This window comes from Granulicoccus phenolivorans DSM 17626 = NBRC 107789 = JCM 15570 (assembly GCF_000423085.1).
In the GTDB taxonomy this organism is placed as follows: Bacteria; Actinomycetota; Actinomycetes; order Propionibacteriales; family Propionibacteriaceae; genus Granulicoccus; species Granulicoccus phenolivorans.
Genome location: NZ_AUHH01000024.1, coordinates 1 through 17,534, shown reverse-complemented (window position 1 = coordinate 17,534; position 17,534 = coordinate 1). Strand labels below are relative to the sequence as shown.

Below are 17,534 nucleotides of genomic sequence, written 5' to 3'. Positions count from 1 at the left end.
TCCGTTCCGGCATCCGGCCTTGCCAACGGCGATCCCGGCCCTTATGAGGCGAACAGAAAGCGAACTTCAGGCAACATCCCTTGCGCGTCCCTTCCGGAAACCGACAGGGTCACCCTCGGTACACGTCTGTCATTTTCCTGAAGGAGAGCCATGCACGTCCCCCGCTGGGTCAGTGGCATCGCCGCCGCGAGCGTACTCGGCCTGTTTGCCGGCCCGCTCGGAGTGGCCCATGCTGCCCCGACCGCAACTCCCACCGTGACCCCGTCGGCCGATGCTTCGGCGACTCCGTCGGCCACCCCGACCAGCACGCCGACCGCGAGCGCGACCGCGACCCGGTCCGCCCAGCCCGGGGCGACCGCGGTGCCCACCGTGGACCCGAAGGCCGCGCAGTGCTCTCCGAACACCCTCACGCTGCTGAACTTCAATGACTTCCACGGCCGCATCCCCGTGAAGAACTTCTTCGGCACCCTGGAGGCCGAGCGCACTGCGGCCGGGGACGCCAACTCCCTCGTGCTGTCGGCCGGCGACAACATCGGTGGCTCGACCTTCGAGTCCGGCTCGCAGGCCGACAACCCGACGATCGACATCATGAACAAGCTCGGCCTGAACGCCTCGGCGGTCGGCAACCACGAGTTCGACCAGGGGTACGCCGACCTGCGCAAGCGGATCGACGGCGGCGACGCCTCCCGGGTGCAGGCGCAGTTCCCCTACCTGGGTGCGAACGTGTACCAGAAGGGCACCCAGACCCCGGCCCTGAAGGAATACGAGATCTTCGAAAAGGCCGGCGTCAAGGTCGCCGTGATCGGCGCGGTGACCCAGGAGACCACCAGCCTGGTCTCCCCCGACGGCATCTCCGGCCTCGATTTCGGCGATCCGGTGGACGCGGTCAACCGCGTGGCCAAGCAGCTCACCGATGGTGATCCGGCCAACGGCGAGGCCGATGTGATCGTGGCCGAGTACCACAACGGTGCCGCCGGCTCCGGAACGCTCGCCACCGAGACCGCGGCGAGTGCGGCGTACAAGAAGATCGTCGAGCAGACCGACTCGCACGTCGCCGCGATCTTCACCGCGCACACCCACCAGACCTACGTCCACAACGGCGCGATGCCCAACGGCAACGGCACCCGTCCGGTGATCCAGGCCGCTTCGTACGCCGAGAAGATCGGCAAGGTACAGCTCAGCGTCGACAAGGACACCAAGGACGTCAGCTGCTACTCCGCGGAGATCCTCACCCCGCGGGCCGTGGCCCCGAGCGCCCCGATCAATGACGCCATCGACGCCGCGGTGCGCCAGGCCGATGTGGTCGGCAGCCAGGTCATCGGCAGCGCCGGACGCGCGCTGACCCACACCACCGGCGGCCGCAACGAGGAGTCGGCGCTGAACAACATGGTCGCGCAGATGTTCAAGGACCAGCTGGGCCAGAACAACGCCAACTTCATCGGGGTGCAGAACCCGGGTGGTACGCGAACCAACATCGACGCCGGGGACATCACCTACAAGGAAGCGGCGCTGGTGCTGCCGTTCGCCAACTCCCTGATGACCACCGAACTGACCGGTGCCCAGGTCAAGCAGATGCTCGAGCAGCAGTGGCAGCCGGCCGGGACCTCCCGCCCCTTCCTGTCGCTGGGTCTGTCGAACAACGTGACCTACACCTACGACGAGTCCCGCGCCGCCGGTGACCGGATCACCGCGATCTACGTGGCCGGCAAGCCGATCGACCCGGCGGTGAAGTACACCGTGGGTTCGGGCTCGTTCCTGATCGCCGGTGGCGACAACTTCACCGTGGTCGGTCAGGGCACCAACCGCAAGGACTCCGGCCGCGTGGACCTGGAGGCCTGGGTCGACTGGATCCGGACCAACTCCAGCCCGACCGCGATCCAGCCCGATGAGGTCCGGCGCGGCGTCTCGGTCTCGCCGCAGACCACCGCGCTGACCCCGGGCACCGCCACCGAGGTCAAGGTCGGGGTCCCGGTCACCGGCGCCCCCGCCGCGACCAACACCAAGCTGGACGTCTACCAGGGCACCCCGAACACCCAGCTGGTGGCCCGCCTGTGTGCGCCGGGCACCGAGAGCACCTGCGCCGCCAACGGCCCCCAGATCGGCACCGCGACCGTCACCAACGGCCAGGCCACCATCGGCCTGACCGCGCCGGCCGACTACACCGCGAAGACCGGCACCGTCATGCTGGTCGCCTCCCCGACCAACACCGTCGCGGCCTTCGCCGTCACCGTCGGGGATCAGACCCAGGAACCGACGCTCAACTTCCCGGTCAACGGCGCGATCGGGGCGAAGTTCTACGCCACCGGCGGTCTGAAGGGCCCGCTGGGGCAGCCGCTGGACAACGAGCACGACGGTCTGGTCAACGGTGGTTGGTACCAGATCTTCGAGGGCGGCGTGGTGACCTGGGCTCCGGGTGTCCCGGCCTCGATCACCAAGAACGCCATGCGCGACAAGTGGATGTCGATGGGTGGGGAGAACAGCCGGCTGGGCTACCCGACCACCGATGAGATCTGCGGCCTGAAGGACGGCGGCTGCTACCAGACCTTCCAGGGTGGCTACCTGGTCTGGAGCCCGGCCACCGGCACCCACGTTTCGTGGGGCGGGATCCGCCAGGTGTGGGCCGACAACGGTGTGGAGAACGGCCGTCTCGGCTACCCGACCACCGATGAGATCGCCCTGGCCAACGGCGGCTTCAAGCAGGACTACCAGGGCGGGAGCATCTACTGGTCCCCCGCCACCGGTGGCCACACCGTCTGGGGCGGCATCGGTGACTACTGGAAGGCCCGCGGCGCCGAGACCAGCGTCTACGGCTACCCGACCACGAGCGAGATGTGCGGGGATGCCAACGGTGTCGCGCAGTGCGTGCAGTACTTCCAGAAGGGTTCGATCTCCTGGAATGCCCGCATCGGGATCTTCTGATCGCACGGAACTGATCCGGATCGATTGCTGATCCGGACCCAACCAGGCGGGGCGCCCCCTTTGGGGGCGCCCCGTTCGGCGTTTCCGGGCCGCGCCGGTCGTTGGCGGAGACGAGTGGGCCGATCCTGCCACCAGACGAGGAAAACGGGCCGGTTTGGGGCCTTCGAAGGCATCTGGTGGCAGGATCGGCCCACTGCCCGCTCGAGCCGTCGGCTCGGCGACCTAGGCTGGAACGATGAAGGGGCTCAATCCGGTGTCCCGGGCTCGGCGGGCCCTGGGGCGCACGCTGCGTTCCCGGGTGGCCGGGGCAGATGCCGATGCGCGGGCTCAGGTGATCTGGGGCAGCGCCGGACCGCGCTGGTTCACCCGGGCGGATCCGATCTGGCGGGTGCACGAGGACTCCGCGATGTTTTCCGGTGGGATCGCGGCGCTGCTGCTGCAGATGCTGCATCCGATGGCGATGGCCGGGGTCGCCGGACACTCCGGGTACCGCAGTGATCCGTGGGGCCGGCTGCAACGCACCAGCAACTACCTGGCTTCCACCACCTACGGCACGATCGAGCATGCCGAGGCCACCATCGCCCACGTGGCCGCGATCCACCGGCGGGTCCGTGGCAAGGACGCGCACGGGCGCCCCTACGGGGCCGACGATCCGCACCTGCTCACCTGGGTGCATGTCGCCGAGATCCACTCGTTCCTGGCGGCGTTCCAGGCCTACGCCCGGCGCCCGCTCACCCCGGCCGAGGCCGACACCTATGTCGCCCAGGCCGGCGTCGCCGCGGGTCGGCTCGGGGTGCCGGCACCCCCGCAGAGCGTGACCGAACTCCGCACCGTGCTCGAGTCCTATCGTCCCGAGTTGGAGCTCACCCCGGCCGCCGCCGACGCCGCGGCGTTCCTGCTGCACGATCCCCCGCTGCCGTGGCCGGCCCGCCCCGGGTACTGGGCGCTGGCGGCCGGGGGCGTCGGCGTCCTGCCGGACTGGGCCCGGCACCTGCTCGGCCTGGACCACCCGGCCGGACACCTGCTGGCCCGGCCGCTGGGGCGCGGCGCCACCGCGACGGTGCGGTGGGCGATGTCACCGACCTCGCGCAGCCGCCCCCGCCCACTCTCCGCTGCGGGCTGACCCGCCCCTACCGCGGGCTGACCTGCCCCCCGGTCAGTCCGGCAGGCAGGTCAGTCCGGCAGGCAGTCAGCCCATCGGCACGCCGGTCAGCCCGGCAGCAGGAACCCGGCGAAGAACTCCCCGAGTTCGGCGCCCCCGTCCAGCGGCAACACGTGCGCCACGTACTGATCGGGGCGCACCACCACCATCGCGCCGTAGACCCGGTCGATGCCGCGGGCATCGAAGATGTCCGGGCCGCGCTTCACATCGGTGCAGAAGACCTTTTCGTAGTCCTTGAGCCCGAACGGCCCCTTCCGCGGGAGCAGGAAGTCCGGCACGTGCTCACTGCGCAGTACCCGATGCCCCTGCTGGAAGATCGCCTTCACATCGAAGACGGCGTCCGGATCGGCCCCCGTCGGGGTGAACCGGCGCACCGGGGACGCGTCGTCCTCGGCGAGGAATCGGCACGCCGCGGCCAGCCGCGAATCCGACTCGGCCGGGTCGGCCCCGTCGGCGAACAGGTAGATCCGCCAGCGCCCGTCGGCGACGGCCTCATGGCCGATCTCCACGGGCTTCCCATCGGCCAACCGCACCACCGGAGCGGAGTGGAACCGTTCCCCGATCGGGAACCCGGTGGCCAGGTGCTCGTGGGTGTCGTGCCCGACGATCAGACTCGGCTCGTAGTCGGTCGCAAAACCCGCGGTGAATGTGCCGCCCTGGGTGAAGACACTCTGGCGCTCGGCGGGGTCCATGCCGGTGGAGTTCGGATCGCTCGGATCCTTCGGCTTGGCCGCCATCGCGGTGGACCACTTCAGATCGAAGTCGATCAGGGCCTGGGCGATGTCGCGACGTTCGTCGTGGTAGGTCTGCAGCAGTTCGGGCTTGGCGCGCCCGGTCAGGACCGCGGCGAGCTTCCAGCCGAGATTGAAGGTGTCCTGCATCGACACGTTCATCCCCTGGCCCGCCTTGGCGCTGTGGGTGTGGCAGGCGTCGCCGGCGATGAACACCCGCGGAATCCGGTCCCCGCCGCGTTCGTCGTTCGGCACGTTGTCGAAGCGCTCGGCGATCCGCTGGCCGACCTCGTAGACCGACCACCAGGCGATGTCGCGGACGTCGAGGCTGTAGGGGTGCAGGATCTTCTGCGCGGCGGCGATGATGTCGTCGGAGTTGAACATCGTCCGCTTGGTCGGATCCGGGTCGATGTCGCCCATGTCCACATAGAGCCGGACCAGGTAGCCGCCCTCCCGCGGGATCAGCAGGATGCTGCCGCCGCTGCCGGACTGGATGGCCGCCTTGAACCGGATGTCGGGGAAGTCGGTGACCGCGAGCATGTCCATCACGCCCCAGGCGTGGTTGCGCGCGTCGCCGATCATCGGGATGCCCAGCGACTGCCGGATCGGGGAGCGAGCACCGTCGGCGCCGACGACGTACTTCGCCCGCACCGTACGCGGCTCGCCGAGGTATTCCATGTCCGGGCCCACCGGCTGCAGGGTCACCGTCGCCGGGTACTCACCGGAGTCGGCCACCTCGACCCCGGTCGCGTACAGGCCGTAGTTCGGCTCCAGCCGGGTGGGCGAGTCGAGCATGTGATCGAGCAGGAACTGCTGCATCCGGGCCTGGTTGACGATCACGTGCGGGTACTCCGAGAGGCCGTCGGCGACGTCCTGGATGTGCCCGGTGCGGGTGATCCGGCTCGAATCCTCCGCGCTCGGGCCCCAGAAGGTGGTCTCGTTGACCCAGTACGCCTCCTTGACCAGGTTCTCGGCCAGGCCGAAGGCGTTGAACATCTCCACGGTGCGACAGGCCACCCCATCGGCCTGGCCCAGCTGCAGCGGGCCGTGGCGACGCTCGACGATGCGGGTGGTGATCTCGGGGAACTGCGCCAACTGCGCCGACATGATCAGCCCCGCGGGGCCGGTGCCGACGATGAGCACATCGACCTCGTCGGGGAGGTCTTCCCCGGGAGCCATGGCGTTCGGGGCGGCTTGCTGAATCTTGGGGTTACCGGGGCGATATCCGTCGAGGTAGAACTGCACAACAACTCCTTCGTTGAGGTGTGGTCAGGGGGTTCAGCTGTCCTGGAGGCCGAGCAGGCCGGCGGCGGTGCGACCCAGGACGAGTTCTGCGGCGTCCTTGCCGAGAGCCCGGGTCACGAAGCCGACCGGATCCCATTCGGCCAGGTCGAACGGGAAGTCGGTGCCGGCGAGGACCTGTTCCGGACCGACCATGGCGACCAGTCCGCGCAGCAGTTCCTCGTCGAACACCGCGGTGTCGTAGTAGAGCCGATCCAGATGCTCGCGCGGATCGGTGTCAATGGTGTGGGCCTGCGGTTTGCGGTCCCAACCCATCGACAGCCGGCCGCGCAGCGAGGGCAGACAGCCGCCGCCGTGGGCCAGACACAACGGGAAGGGATGCCGGGTGGTGACCCCGGCGAAGATCAACCGGGCCACGGCCAGGGCGGTCTCCATCGGGTAGCCGACCAGTTGCGGGAACCAGAAATCCTTCGTCCGCGCCGGCGCCGGGGAGGCACTGGGATGCAGGAAGGTGAACACCGAGCGCTGCGACAGCAGCGCCCACAGCGGCTCATTGACCTCCGCGTCGAGATCCTGGCCCGCGCCCTGGGAGCAGATCGCGATCCCGGCCATGCCGAGTTCGTCGAGGCAGCGCGCGGCCTCGGTGGCCGCCTCACCGGTGCCCAGCGGTACGCCGCCGAGCGCGACCAGCCGATCCGGCGCCTGGGCCACGTACTCGGCCAGGGCGTCGTTGCCGCGCCGGATCACCTCGCTGACCAGCGCGGAGTCCGCCTCGGAAGCGATCGGAAACGTCGTCGCCATCAGGAACGGCGGCAGCGAGACCGCATGGACGTCCACCCCGGCCTGATCCATCTGCCCCAGTCGGACCGAGACATCATGCATCGCCGGCGGCAGCGGCAGCGGCGCGCCGGGGCCGACCCCGCTGACCCGCGGATCGAGCCGGACGATCCCGTCCGACAGACCCGACAGGTCGGCCAGCCCCTGCTCGACCAGCCACTCCAGGATCGGCAGCGGCATGGCATGGGCGTGGACGTCGACGACCCGACCGGCCTCGCCGCTCATGCGGGCCCCGCGGCGTACTGGCCACCGGGGGCGAAGATCGACGCCGGGGTCGCCGGCCCGGCCGAGCCGACCACCTCGTGCAGCGCGACGCCCATCCCGTTGATCCACTCATAGATCGGCTCGTACGCCAGGGCGGTGGTCTTCGTCGGCGGCCCTCCCGCGGCCGGCGACATCGCACCGGCGACGGTCACCCAGGCGCGGATCTCCCCGGTCCCGTTCCCGGCCAGCATCAGCTCGTCATTGGGGATGTCGAGGAGCTCGTCGGGACAATCGGCCTCCATCATCCGCAGGAACCACAGGTCGAAGTCGATGTCGATGTCTCCGACCCGGGGCTCGCCGACGAAGTGCGAGGGCCCGCCGGCGCCGACCAGTAGCACCCGCTCCAGTCCGGTGAACGCGCGGATCGCCTGCCCCAGGGAGACCCCGAAGTTCCAGCAGTGCCGCAGCGTCATCAGCGGTGGGAACGTGCAGTTCATGATCATCGGGATCAGCGGCAGTGTCGACTGCGGGCTGAGCCGGTTGTAGACGGTCATGAAGCCGTGGTCGACGGTCAGCTTGAAGGACAGCCCGGGCATGTGCTGCCGCTCGATCAGCCCGCCCAGGATCGCCTGGCCGAGGTCGGGGGAACCGGGGACGATCACCCGGTCGATGCCGAGCCACTTCTCCACCGGCCCCAGGTGGGTCTCGCCGACACCGACGCTGACCTGCGGCAGGTTGTCGATGAAGAAGTTGCTGAAGTGCTCGCCGGAGACCATCACCACGGCCTGCGGGTCGAGGGCCGCGGCCTTCGCGGAGGCGACGTCGAGGGCCCCGAAGAACCGCGCCGCCATGTCGTCGGGGGCCGAAGCCGGGTTCGCCGACATCATCGGGGCATGGGCCGTGCTGTACGCCATCACGATGTCAGCCATCGCGCCTTCCTTTCCGATCGCATGCTGTCCGCCAGTCCCTCGGGAAACAGGACGGCGTAGTCGGCCTTCTTCCAACCGTTGGCCCGGCAGAAGGCGTTGATCAGCACCGGATGGGTGCCGAGCAGATAGAGCTGGCCGACATCGGGTTTGCTCAGGGCCGCCAGTTCGGCCTCGGTCAGTTCATAGCCCTCGGTGCGGATCTGATCGGCCGGGACCTCCTGGTCCGGCGCCTCGAGCCGGCGCAGATGATCGAAGATCGCACGCTGCATTCCGTACGTGGACACGCCTCACCTCCTTGTGAATGGCTCGAGTCTTCCCGCTCGGGAACCACCCGGTCAAGGGTCAGCTTGTTCGCAGATAACCGAGGGGGTTCAGAACTCCCCGTGGGCCCACAGCGTCCCGGACCCGGTGAGCAGTTCGACCCGGCGTACCCCGCCGGCCGGCAGGTCGACCAGCCAGGTGCCCGAGGCAGTCTCCTGCCCGGCGGACGCCTGCAGCGCCCAACTGCCACCACTGTGCCGGACGCCGTCGGGGGTCACCAGCACGCAGTCGTACGCCACTCCCGGCCGGGCGCGGAGCACGGTGACCAGCAGCTGGTCGGTCCCGGCCACCCGGACCCGCCCGGCGGTACCGATGATCGTGCCGCTGTGATCGAGCAGGGCCACCGCGGAACTGGCCGAGGCCGCCGCGGGGGCCACGGTCGGCGCCGGGGCCGGTCCCGGTCGCGCAACGATCAGGGTCCCGCCGATGCCCAACCCCAGCCCGACCACCAGGGCCGCGACCGCGGCCGCGACCCCGACCCACAGCCGCCGGCGGCGCAGCGGAATCACCGGCGCGGGTGCGGCCTCGGCTGCCTCGGGCAGCCCCAACCGGGCCAGCACCCGACCGGAAAAGCCCGCCGGCGGCGCCACCGCGGGCGCGGCGGGAAGGGTGAGTTGCACGGCCTCCTCGAGCCCGGCGTACTCGGCGCGACAGCGGGCACAGCCGGCCAGGTGCGCGCTCAGTTCGGCCCGGCGCTCGGGCCCGAGGTCGGCCAGCGCGAGCGCGACCAGGTCGTCGGGCTCGGGATGGGTGCGGGGCAGGTCAGTCATGATTCACCTCCATCGCTGCGCGCAGCCGCCGCAGTCCGGTCCGGATGCGGGTCTTGGCGGTACCCAGCGGAATACCCTCGTGGTCGGCGACCTGCTGGGCGGTGTTCCCGCCGATCACCGCGAGGATCACCGCGCGGGCCTGGTCGCGGGGCAGTTGGGCCAACCGGCTCGCGGCCTCTTCCGCCGCGGCGGGTACGCCGGGATCCTCCCGGCCGGCGGTACGCAGGGTGGTGGCGACCAACTGTTCCAGGATCTCGGTGTCGATCGGGGTCGGCCGGCGGGTCCGCAGCAGGTCGATCGTCCGATTCCGGGTGATCGTGAGCAGCCAGGTCAACACCGAGCCGCGGCGCTGGTCGTAGGTCCCGGCCGCCTTCCACGCGCGCAGGAAGACGTCCTGACTGATGTCCTCGGCGAGGCCGCGGTCCCGGGTCAGGGAGAGGGCCAGGCCGAAGACCGGGCCCTCGAACCGGCGTACGAAGGCCACGGTCGCGGCCTCGTCGTTGACGGCGAGCCCGGCGACCAGGGCGGCATCGGGGGCCCGGTCGGTGAGCGAGAACATCGTCACATCAGCAGATACGTCGGTACGCCCGCCAGGGATTGCGCCCCGCCGGTATTGCGTTGCCGACTTTCGGGCGCGCCGGGGCAATCTTTCGCCACCCCGGGTGCGTATCACCTGTATCCCCCATCCGGTCGGGGCCGTCCGGCACCGGCAAGTCGAGCAGGAGTTGAACATGATTACCAGCCAACGAGCATCGGTGCGTCAAGTCTCCCGCGTCCGACGGCGGGTCGGAAGCATTGCCGCCGCCGCCCTGGTCGCCGGCCTGCTGGCCGGCTGCGCGGGCGGCGGAACCTCCTCGGGCTACGGGGCCGCACCGACCGGAAATCCGCCGGTCACCGCGCCGACCACCCCCACCGCCGCCCCGCCCACCGCAGTGACCGGCCAACCGGCGACCGCGGTGCATCTGGCCCAGTCCAGCCTGGGGATGATCCTGGTCGACGGCCGCGGCATGACGCTGTATCTCTACACCAAGGATCAGCCCAACAAGAGCAACTGCGAGGGCCAGTGCCTGGCGAACTGGCCGGCGCTGGTCGGTACGCCGACCGCCGGCGACGGCGTGGACGCCACCTTGCTGGGCACCATCACCCGGTCCGACGGAACCGTCCAGGCGACCTACCACGGGTGGCCGCTGTACTACTGGGTGGGTGACCACAAGGCCGGCGACACCACCGGGCAGAACGTCCAGCAGGTCTGGTACGTGCTGAACGCCGCGGGCGACCCGATCAAGTAGCCGGCCATGCACATTCTCGGGCTGCCACTGCATCCGCTGATCGTGCACGCGGCGGTGATCCTGATCCCGCTGGCTGCGGTCGGGGCGCTGCTGATGGTGTTCTCGACCAGGCTGCGGGAGCGCTACGGCTGGCTGACCGTCCTGGTGGCGGTGGGGGCGACCCTGGCGGCCGGCGCGGCGGCGCTGACCGGGCCGTTGCTGGCCGCCGAGCTCGGGCTGACCGGGTCACCCCGGGTGGCCGGGCACCAGTTTCTCGGGCAACTGACCCCCTGGCCGGTGCTGGTGCTGACCCTCGCCCTGGCGGGGTTCCGCTACCTGACCGGGCGTACCTCCGCGCGCACCCCGGCGGTACTGATCACCGGGATCGTGACCGGCCTGGCGGCGGTGGCGGCCCTGGTCCTGGTCGGCCTCACCGGGCACGCCGGCGCGACCGCGGTCTGGGGGTGAGGCCGGCCGATCGGGCACAGACAGCAGCACGCGCAGGCCGTCCTTGGCCTGCGCGTGCTGCAACCCCCTCAGTGGGGCCCAAGTCACTTCTTCTTGTTCTTCTTGGACTTCTTGTCCTTCTTCTTGTCCTTCTTCTTAGCCATGAAGCACCTCCTCAGTTCTCTTCGTCAACGCTTGCTTGACGTGAAGTCAACCATGAGTTGACCCGTCCGTCAACTCTTCGTTGCCACATTGCTGCGACGGCAGCGCATTAGGATGTGCTCGTGCAGCACGACACCCGCGTCCAGGACGTCACCGAGGCGATCGCGGCGCTCCGCGCGGCCGACGACGCGCTCGCGGTGGTGGATGCCGCCCGCCGGGTCCGCGAGGCCGCCGAGGCGCTGGAGGAGGACGCGATCCGCTCCGCCCGCGCCGACGGTGCCTCCTGGTCGAAGATCGGTGCCAAGTACGGGCTGACCAAGCAGGGCGCCCAGCAGCGTTTCGCCAAGCGTGGGCTCGACGCGCGGAAGAAGAGCGGGCCCGATCCGTCGGCGGTGACCGAGGGCTGATACATCGGACCACGGTCTCTGGCGGGGCGCCGAGCGGGGTGTCTAGGCTGAATTGCCGACCCCCGTTCGAGGCGGCGCATCCCGACAACGACGCCGGCGCCGCATCCGCGGATCCTGTGCCGAGGAGGAGACATGGCACAACCACCAGCAGCGGGGTCGCGGACCTTCCGGGCCGGGGCCGAGGCGTACGACCGGTTCATGGGGGTCTACTCCCGCACCCTCGCGCCGTTGTTCGCCGATCTGGCCGAGCCGCGTACCGGCCAGCGCGCTCTTGATGTCGGCTGCGGCCCCGGGGCCCTCACCGGCGAACTGGTCCGGCGCCTGGGCGCCGATCACGTGGCGGCCTGCGATCCGACGCCGGGTTTCCTCACCGCCTGCCGGGAGCGCTATCCCGGGGTCGATCTGCGGGAGGGCCGGGCGGAGTCGCTCCCCTTCGACGATGGAGCGTTCGATCTGGCGTACTCCCAGTTGGTGTTCCACTTTGTCGCCGACCCGGACGCCGCGGCTGCCGAACTGCGTCGAGTGGTCGCGCCCGGTGGCCGGATCGCGATCTGTGTCTGGGCCGACGACATGGCGCTGCTCAACCAGTTCTGGCAGGCGGCCCTGGCGGTGGACCCCACCGCACACCGGGATGTGGAATCGCTGCGCTTCGGTAACCCCGGCGAGATCGCCGGCCTGCTGACCGGGGCCGGACTGGCCGACGTGACCGAACACCTGCTGGAGGCACCCCGGGAGTACGCCGACTTCGAGGAGTTGTGGGGGAACTTCGAGTTGGGGGTCGGACCGGCCGGGACCTATCTGAATGGCCGCTCGCCGCAGCAGCAGGCCGCGGTCCGGGAGGAGTTGTACGCCCGACTCGGCTCCCCGACGGGGCGATTCCCGCTCCCCGCCCCGGCCCGCGCCGCGGTGGCCCGGGTGCCCTGAGCGACCCTCAGTCGGGGGGATGTTTCAAGCGACGAGGTGTTGCCGGCCGCCGGAGCGCTCGGCGATCTCGGCGGCAATCCGATCCACCGGCTGGCTCAGGTCACTGACCCGGAAGGCCATCGCGACCGGGCCGCAGATCAACTGCGGCTCGGCATCGTCGGTGAGGAAGAACTGGGCGCGCTCCCAGGGCACCGGTTTGCCCGCGAACCACACCCCCCGCTCGGTCAGCGCGAACGCCAGCGGGGCCGTCTGCGCCCGGGCCCGCGCCCGCCGCCAGTTCGCGTACCCGAGGTACGCCCCGGCCAGCCCGCAGGCGATCACCAGGATGCCGGCGGCCAGACCCCCGGAGCCGGGCACCGCGGCGATCAGGATGATGCCCATCACGGTGATCAACAGCGGCGGGCCGACCAGCACCAGCAGTCCGGTCCGTGACGCCCAGAACTGCCGGCGCCGACGCGCGTCGGCCGAGCTGACGTAGACCTCGAAACCGGGCGGGTCCGCCGCCGTGGTGGCCGGATCGGGCAGCTCTGGCGCGGGCGGGGACGTCTCGGACACGCCGCCAATCTACGACACCCGACCCCGCCGACCCCAGTCGTGACCGAGCCGGTCCTCCGCTTCGATGACCCCGGGCCGGCCGGATTCGGACACCGGCGCCCGTATCGTGATACCCATGACCGCGCCCCAGCCCCCCTTCGGACCTCCCCCGGATCACCCCGCCGGCCCGCCGCAGCAGCCGGGGTCCTGGCCACCGCCGCAGCAGGCGTACGGCCAACCGCAGTATCCGGCCGGGTCCCAGTACCCGGGCGGCCCGCCGCAGTTCACCCCCGCCCCGCCCGGGCCGCAGCCGGGCGGCCAGCGGACGCTGGCACGCAAGAAGCGGCTGCTGGTGCTGCCGATCGTGGTGATCGTGATCGCGGCCCTGGTGACCGCATTGATCCTGGTGCTCGGGCTCTCCTCGCCGCAGGGCTGGGTCGCGCTGAGCTTCACGACGATCTCCGCCGTGGTCACCGTGCTGATCCTGTTCTGGATCGATCGGTGGGAGCCAGAGCCGCCGCTGCTGCTGATCGCCGCCTTCGGCTGGGGTGCGGCGATCGCGCCCCTGCTGGCGCTGCTGTTCACTGCGGCGCTTCCGATGTTCAGCGGAGATCTGTTCCTCAGTACCGCCGTCCGCGCGCCGTTGACCGAGGAAACGGCCAAGGGGCTGTTCTTCCTGGTCGTGCTCATGTCGACCCGCCGGGGGCGGGCGGAGTTCAACTCCCTCACCGACGCCCTGGTGTACGCCGGCCTGATCGGCGCCGGGTTCTCCTTTACCGAGGACATCCTCTACATCTCCGGCACGGCCAACGTGGGCGATGCCATCCAGCTCTCGGTGATCCGGGTGGTGTTGGGCGGCTTCGGGCACATGCTCTACACCGGCTGCGTCGCGGTCGGGTTCTGGCTGGCCATGCGCAGTAGAGGCGTCCTGGCCAAGGTGGCCTGGATCCTGGCCGGCTGGCTCGTCGGGATGCTGCTGCACGGCCTGCACAATGCGGCAACCGCGGTGGGCGCGCTCTACTTCCTCGTTCTCGGCTTCGACTTTCTGGTGTTCGTCGCGCTGGTGATCGCGGCAATCTGGTCGAGCATCCGCGAGGGCAAGGTGGTCGCGCGCCAGTTGCCGGCCATGGTCGACCACGGCTGGATCCATGCCTCCGACGCCGGCTGGCTGGGTAGCACCGCGGGCCGCAAATCCCGCGCAAAGATCATGAAGCGCACCCCCGGCGGGGACCGCCAGCGGCTGCGGGACTGGGTCGAGGCCGTCACCGAACTGGCGTACGTGCGGGAGCGGCTGGACCACCAGCAGGGCAATCCGGACCCGCACCTGCTCGACCAGCACCAAGAGTATGTCGACCGGATTCTGCAGTCCAAGGACTGGGTGACCCAGACCCTGGCCGGCGCCGGAGCGGGGGCCGGCGGCTGGCCGGCGATCGCGGGACAGCCCGGTCCGCGGTACGCCGTGGGTGGCTACCCGCCGCCGCAGGCCCCGGGTGGCTACCCGCCGCCGGGTGCGGGCTATCCCCCTCCCGGTCGGTGAATCCCGGCCGCGGCGCGCGGCTCATGTAGATTCTTCGCCGTGATCACCGTTCGTCGTATCCAGACCAAGCGACACCTGGACTTCCTGCGCGGCCTGACGGCCCCGGCCGGGGAGTACGGGTGGACCAGTTTCCTGCAGACTCCGGCCTGGGCCACGGTCAAGTCCGAATGGGGCTCGGAGTCGCTGGGCTGGTTCGACGACGGTGAACTGGTGGGGGTGGGCCTGGTGCTCTACCGCCAGTTGCCGAAGGTGAAGCGCTACCTGGCGTACCTCCCGGAGGGCCCGGTGCTGGACTGGACCCGCGACGACATCGGCGACTTCCTGGATCCGATGGTCAAGCATCTCAAGGATCAGGGCGCCTTCGGGATCCGGATCGGTCCGCCGGTGATCGAGCACGCCTGGAGCGCGGACACCATCAAGGACGCGATCGCCGATGAGAACATCCACCGGCTGTCGGAGGCCACGCCCGACGAGACCGGCCGGGCCGGGGCCCGCGTACACAATCTGCTGCGGCAGCGGGGCTGGATCCCGCCGCGCCCCGAGGGCCCCGACGGGTTCGCCGCGGGGCAGCCGAAGTTCAACTTCTGGGTACCGCTGGCCCAGCCCGACGGTACGCCGAAGTCCCCCGACGAGGTGCTCAAGGGGATGAATCAGCTGTGGCGGCGCAACATCAAGAAGGCCGCCAAGGCCGGGGTCGAGGTGACCCGGGGCGGGCGTGACGAGCTGGCGCAGTTCCACGAGGTGTACCTGGAGACCGCCGAGCGGGACGGGTTCACCGGTCGGCCGCTGGCCTACTTCGAGCAGATGTGGGACGCGCTGAACGGCGAGGATCCCGACCGGATGCGGCTCTACCTGGCCCACCACGAGGGCGATCTGGTCGCCGCGACGACGATGGTCCGGGTCGGTCATCATGCCTGGTACTCCTACGGCGCCTCCACCACCGAGAAGCGGGAGGTGCGCGGGTCGAACGCCGTCCAGTGGCAGATGATGCAGGACGCGCTGGCCGCCGGGTGTCTGGTCTACGACATGCGCGGCATCACCGAGGGTCTGGAGGCCGACGATCCGCACATCGGGCTGATCCAGTTCAAGGTCGGCACCGGTGGGCGGGCCGTGGAATACCTCGGCGAATGGGACCTGCCGATCAATCGCCCGCTGTACGCCGCCTTCGACGCGTACATGAATCGGGCGGCGATCAAGGGCCGGGCGACCCGCCTGCTCGGTCGCGCCCGGGCCGCGGTACGCCGCTGACCCGGTGCGGCGTACGCGGCTGAAGGGGTTCGGCGTACGCGGCTGACCCGGATCGGCGTACGCCGAGGTTCGCGCGCCGGGTCTGCGGTCCCCCGCTAGAGTCGGCACCATGACTGGCGTGACACTGCGAATCGACACCGCTCGATGGCGAAAGCACCTCCAGCAGGTGGCCGAGCGGGTTCCGGGCATGGTGCCGGTGGCCAAGGGCAATGGCTACGGGTTCGGCAACAGCCGGCTGGCCGATGAGGCGACCCGGCTGGGCGTGGACACCATCGCCGTCGGCACCCCGGCCGAGGCGCACTCGATCCGGGATCACTTCGCCGGCGACATCGTGATGCTGCTGCCGTGGGATGCCAACGACCCCAATGCGGTCGAGCTGGCCCGGGATCCGCGGATGATCGTCACCGTTTCCCAGCTGACCGACCTGGAGATCCTGGCCAATCTCGGCGGGCGGAAGCCACGGGTCCTGGTGGAGGTGCTCACCTCGATGCGTCGGCACGGCATCCCCGTGGAGGACCTGCCCGCAGTCCAGGCCTGGCAGGAATTCCTGCAGATCGAGGGGTGGACCATTCACCTGCCGATCCAGTCCTCGACCGCCGATGAGGCCGAGCGCCTCGGAAAGCTGGCCCAGCAGGCGCTGGATGTGCCGCTTTGGTACTCCCATGTACCGCTGCTGGACTACGTCCGGATCGCCAAGTCGCTCGGCGAGGGCCGGACCCGGTTGCGGGTCGGTACCCAGCTCTGGCTCGGTGACCCGGGCGCGCTGACCACGACCGCGACCGTGCTGGATGTGCACCCGATCAAGCGCGGCGAGCGCCTGGGCTACTGGCAGCGCGCGGCTCTGCAGGACGGGTTCGTCGTGGTGGTCTCCGGCGGTACCGCCAACGGGATCGGCCTGGAGGCGCCGAGCTCGGGTCGATCGGTGCGCTCGCGGGCAATCTCGCTGGCAACCGGCGGGCTGGAGGCGGCCGGGTTCGCCCTGTCGCCCTACACCATCGCCGGCGGGAAGCGGTGGTTCGTGGAACCGCCGCACATGCAGTCGTCGCTGGTCTTCCTGCCGGCCAAGCTGACCCCGCCCACGGTGGGTGACGAGGTACCGGTCGACGTCCGCAACACCATTGCCACCTTCGACGAGACCATCGACGACTGATCCCGGCCCATTGCGGGCGCTCGGGTTTCGCGGGCGGTCGTGGGGTTTCGTGGGGTTTCGCGGGCGGTCGTGGGGTTTCGTGGGGTTTCGCGGGCCCTGATCGGGATTCGCGGGCCCTCGTGGGGTTTCGCAGGCCCTCATCGGGTGTCGCGGGCCGCCATCCGAGTTCGCTGGCCCTCGTAGGGTTTCGCAGGCCCTCGCAGGGTTTCGCAGGCCACCATGGAGTTCGCTGGCCCTGCAGGACCCGCGCACACCACGCCGACCCGCGACCCGCATTTCGACCCGTGACCCGCACGTCGACCCGCGGACCGGAGGCACAGCGGCCACGTGGGCGGATCCTGCCACTACTGTGCGTTCGAACCCCGAAATCGGCCGAAACGACCCGACTGGCGGCAGGATCGGACCACCGGATCAGCGCAACCCCGCCGGCCCACCCAGGCACCACCACAAGGCCGGCCCACCCAGTCACCACCACCGGGCCAACCCACCGGTCACCACCACAAGGCCGGCCCACCCAGTCACCACCACCGGGCCAACCCACCGGGCCACGACCACCGCGCCGGCACAGCGGGTCAGCTTCACGCGGTCGGATTCACCCTGCGCACTGGCGAGACCAAGCGCGTGACCGCGGCCCTCATAAGGTTTCGCGGGCCGTCATGGGGATTCGCCGGCCGCCATGGAGTTCGCTGGCCCTGCAGGACCCGCGCACCGCACCGCGCCCTGCGAACCGCACGAAGACCTG

The 17,534-nt window shown here is 70.2% G+C and carries 16 protein-coding genes; 9 read left to right on the top strand and 7 right to left on the bottom strand.

What is annotated here, in order from left to right; translation table 11 throughout:
• The first annotated feature begins 150 nt into the window (after positions 1–150).
• Entirely contained in the window at positions 151–2,919 is a 2,769-nt protein-coding gene (locus G531_RS24590; protein ID WP_051215359.1) for a 5'-nucleotidase C-terminal domain-containing protein, read from the top strand.
• 235 nt (positions 2,920–3,154) lie between these two features.
• Complete coding sequence (locus G531_RS0110850; protein ID WP_035758557.1) at positions 3,155–4,042, top strand: oxygenase MpaB family protein; 888 nt, start codon at positions 3,155–3,157, stop codon at positions 4,040–4,042.
• Between the two features lie 86 nt (positions 4,043–4,128).
• On the opposite strand, the gene G531_RS0110845 is transcribed toward G531_RS0110850, so the two are convergent.
• The 6 genes from G531_RS0110845 to G531_RS0110820 form a co-directional block, all read right to left on the bottom strand.
• Positions 4,129–6,057 carry an FAD-binding monooxygenase gene (locus tag G531_RS0110845; RefSeq protein ID WP_026927277.1) on the bottom strand — a complete coding sequence of 643 codons (1,929 nt, stop codon included), beginning with the start codon at positions 6,055–6,057 and terminating at the stop codon, positions 4,129–4,131.
• Between the two features lie 33 nt (positions 6,058–6,090).
• A complete protein-coding gene (locus G531_RS21905; protein ID WP_035758556.1) occupies positions 6,091–7,116 on the bottom strand; it encodes an amidohydrolase family protein in 1,026 nt (341 codons plus the stop codon).
• Positions 7,113–8,024: a DODA-type extradiol aromatic ring-opening family dioxygenase gene (locus G531_RS0110835; RefSeq protein ID WP_026927276.1), complete on the bottom strand. Its 912-nt coding sequence runs from the start codon at positions 8,022–8,024 to the stop codon at positions 7,113–7,115. Before G531_RS0110835 ends, G531_RS21905 begins: the two co-directional genes overlap by 4 nt.
• Complete coding sequence (locus tag G531_RS0110830) at positions 8,009–8,308, bottom strand: hypothetical protein (RefSeq protein WP_145978641.1); 300 nt, start codon at positions 8,306–8,308, stop codon at positions 8,009–8,011. Before G531_RS0110830 ends, G531_RS0110835 begins: the two co-directional genes overlap by 16 nt.
• A gap of 87 nt (positions 8,309–8,395) precedes the next feature.
• On the bottom strand, positions 8,396–9,115 hold the full coding sequence (locus G531_RS24585; protein ID WP_051215358.1) for an anti-sigma factor family protein: 720 nt from the start codon (positions 9,113–9,115) through the stop codon (positions 8,396–8,398).
• Positions 9,108–9,674: an RNA polymerase sigma factor gene (locus G531_RS0110820; protein ID WP_035758554.1), complete on the bottom strand. Its 567-nt coding sequence runs from the start codon at positions 9,672–9,674 to the stop codon at positions 9,108–9,110. The genes G531_RS24585 and G531_RS0110820 overlap by 8 nt, the downstream gene beginning before the upstream one ends.
• A 172-nt stretch (positions 9,675–9,846) precedes the next feature.
• Between G531_RS0110820 and G531_RS0110815 the strand changes: the two genes are divergently transcribed.
• The 4 genes from G531_RS0110815 to G531_RS0110795 all read left to right on the top strand — a co-directional run bounded on the left by G531_RS0110815 (position 9,847) and on the right by G531_RS0110795 (position 12,323).
• Entirely contained in the window at positions 9,847–10,404 is a 558-nt protein-coding gene (locus tag G531_RS0110815; protein ID WP_035758553.1) for a COG4315 family predicted lipoprotein, read from the top strand.
• Between the two features lie 6 nt (positions 10,405–10,410).
• On the top strand, positions 10,411–10,851 hold the full coding sequence (locus G531_RS0110810; protein ID WP_026927272.1) for a DUF2231 domain-containing protein: 441 nt from the start codon (positions 10,411–10,413) through the stop codon (positions 10,849–10,851).
• A gap of 263 nt (positions 10,852–11,114) precedes the next feature.
• Positions 11,115–11,399 (top strand): hypothetical protein, encoded by a 285-nt coding sequence (locus G531_RS21895; protein WP_035758551.1) that lies wholly within the window; start codon positions 11,115–11,117, stop codon positions 11,397–11,399.
• A gap of 132 nt (positions 11,400–11,531) precedes the next feature.
• Positions 11,532–12,323, top strand: coding sequence for a class I SAM-dependent methyltransferase (locus G531_RS0110795; RefSeq protein WP_026927271.1), 792 nt, complete (start codon positions 11,532–11,534; stop codon positions 12,321–12,323).
• 24 nt (positions 12,324–12,347) lie between these two features.
• On the opposite strand, the gene G531_RS0110790 is transcribed toward G531_RS0110795, so the two are convergent.
• On the bottom strand, positions 12,348–12,878 hold the full coding sequence (locus G531_RS0110790; RefSeq protein ID WP_026927270.1) for a hypothetical protein: 531 nt from the start codon (positions 12,876–12,878) through the stop codon (positions 12,348–12,350).
• Positions 12,879–12,993: 115 nt separating this feature from the next.
• On the opposite strand from G531_RS0110790, the gene G531_RS21890 reads away from it, so the two are divergent.
• From G531_RS21890 to G531_RS0110775, 3 genes are all read left to right on the top strand, one after another.
• Positions 12,994–14,394 carry a PrsW family intramembrane metalloprotease gene (locus G531_RS21890; RefSeq protein WP_051215356.1) on the top strand — a complete coding sequence of 467 codons (1,401 nt, stop codon included), beginning with the start codon at positions 12,994–12,996 and terminating at the stop codon, positions 14,392–14,394.
• Between the two features lie 39 nt (positions 14,395–14,433).
• A complete protein-coding gene (locus G531_RS21885; RefSeq protein WP_373277297.1) occupies positions 14,434–15,642 on the top strand; it encodes a lipid II:glycine glycyltransferase FemX in 1,209 nt (402 codons plus the stop codon).
• A gap of 109 nt (positions 15,643–15,751) precedes the next feature.
• Positions 15,752–16,792 carry an alanine racemase gene (locus G531_RS0110775; RefSeq protein ID WP_026927269.1) on the top strand — a complete coding sequence of 347 codons (1,041 nt, stop codon included), beginning with the start codon at positions 15,752–15,754 and terminating at the stop codon, positions 16,790–16,792.
• Positions 16,793–17,534 lie beyond the last annotated feature (742 nt).

Bases quoted from the DNA above. Each gene is read 5' to 3' on its own strand.
- G531_RS24590 (WP_051215359.1), top strand. From the start codon at position 151: ATGCACGTCCCCCGCTGGGTCAGTGGCATCGCCGCCGCGAGCGTACTC.
- G531_RS0110850 (WP_035758557.1), top strand. From the start codon at position 3,155: ATGAAGGGGCTCAATCCGGTGTCCCGGGCTCGGCGGGCCCTGGGGCGC.
- G531_RS21905 (WP_035758556.1), bottom strand. From the start codon at position 7,116: ATGAGCGGCGAGGCCGGTCGGGTCGTCGACGTCCACGCCCATGCCATG.
- G531_RS0110835 (WP_026927276.1), bottom strand. From the start codon at position 8,024: ATGGCTGACATCGTGATGGCGTACAGCACGGCCCATGCCCCGATGATG.
- G531_RS24585 (WP_051215358.1), bottom strand. From the start codon at position 9,115: ATGACTGACCTGCCCCGCACCCATCCCGAGCCCGACGACCTGGTCGCG.
- G531_RS0110820 (WP_035758554.1), bottom strand. From the start codon at position 9,674: ATGTTCTCGCTCACCGACCGGGCCCCCGATGCCGCCCTGGTCGCCGGG.
- G531_RS0110815 (WP_035758553.1), top strand. From the start codon at position 9,847: ATGATTACCAGCCAACGAGCATCGGTGCGTCAAGTCTCCCGCGTCCGA.
- G531_RS0110810 (WP_026927272.1), top strand. From the start codon at position 10,411: ATGCACATTCTCGGGCTGCCACTGCATCCGCTGATCGTGCACGCGGCG.
- G531_RS0110795 (WP_026927271.1), top strand. From the start codon at position 11,532: ATGGCACAACCACCAGCAGCGGGGTCGCGGACCTTCCGGGCCGGGGCC.
- G531_RS21890 (WP_051215356.1), top strand. From the start codon at position 12,994: ATGACCGCGCCCCAGCCCCCCTTCGGACCTCCCCCGGATCACCCCGCC.
- G531_RS0110775 (WP_026927269.1), top strand. From the start codon at position 15,752: ATGACTGGCGTGACACTGCGAATCGACACCGCTCGATGGCGAAAGCAC.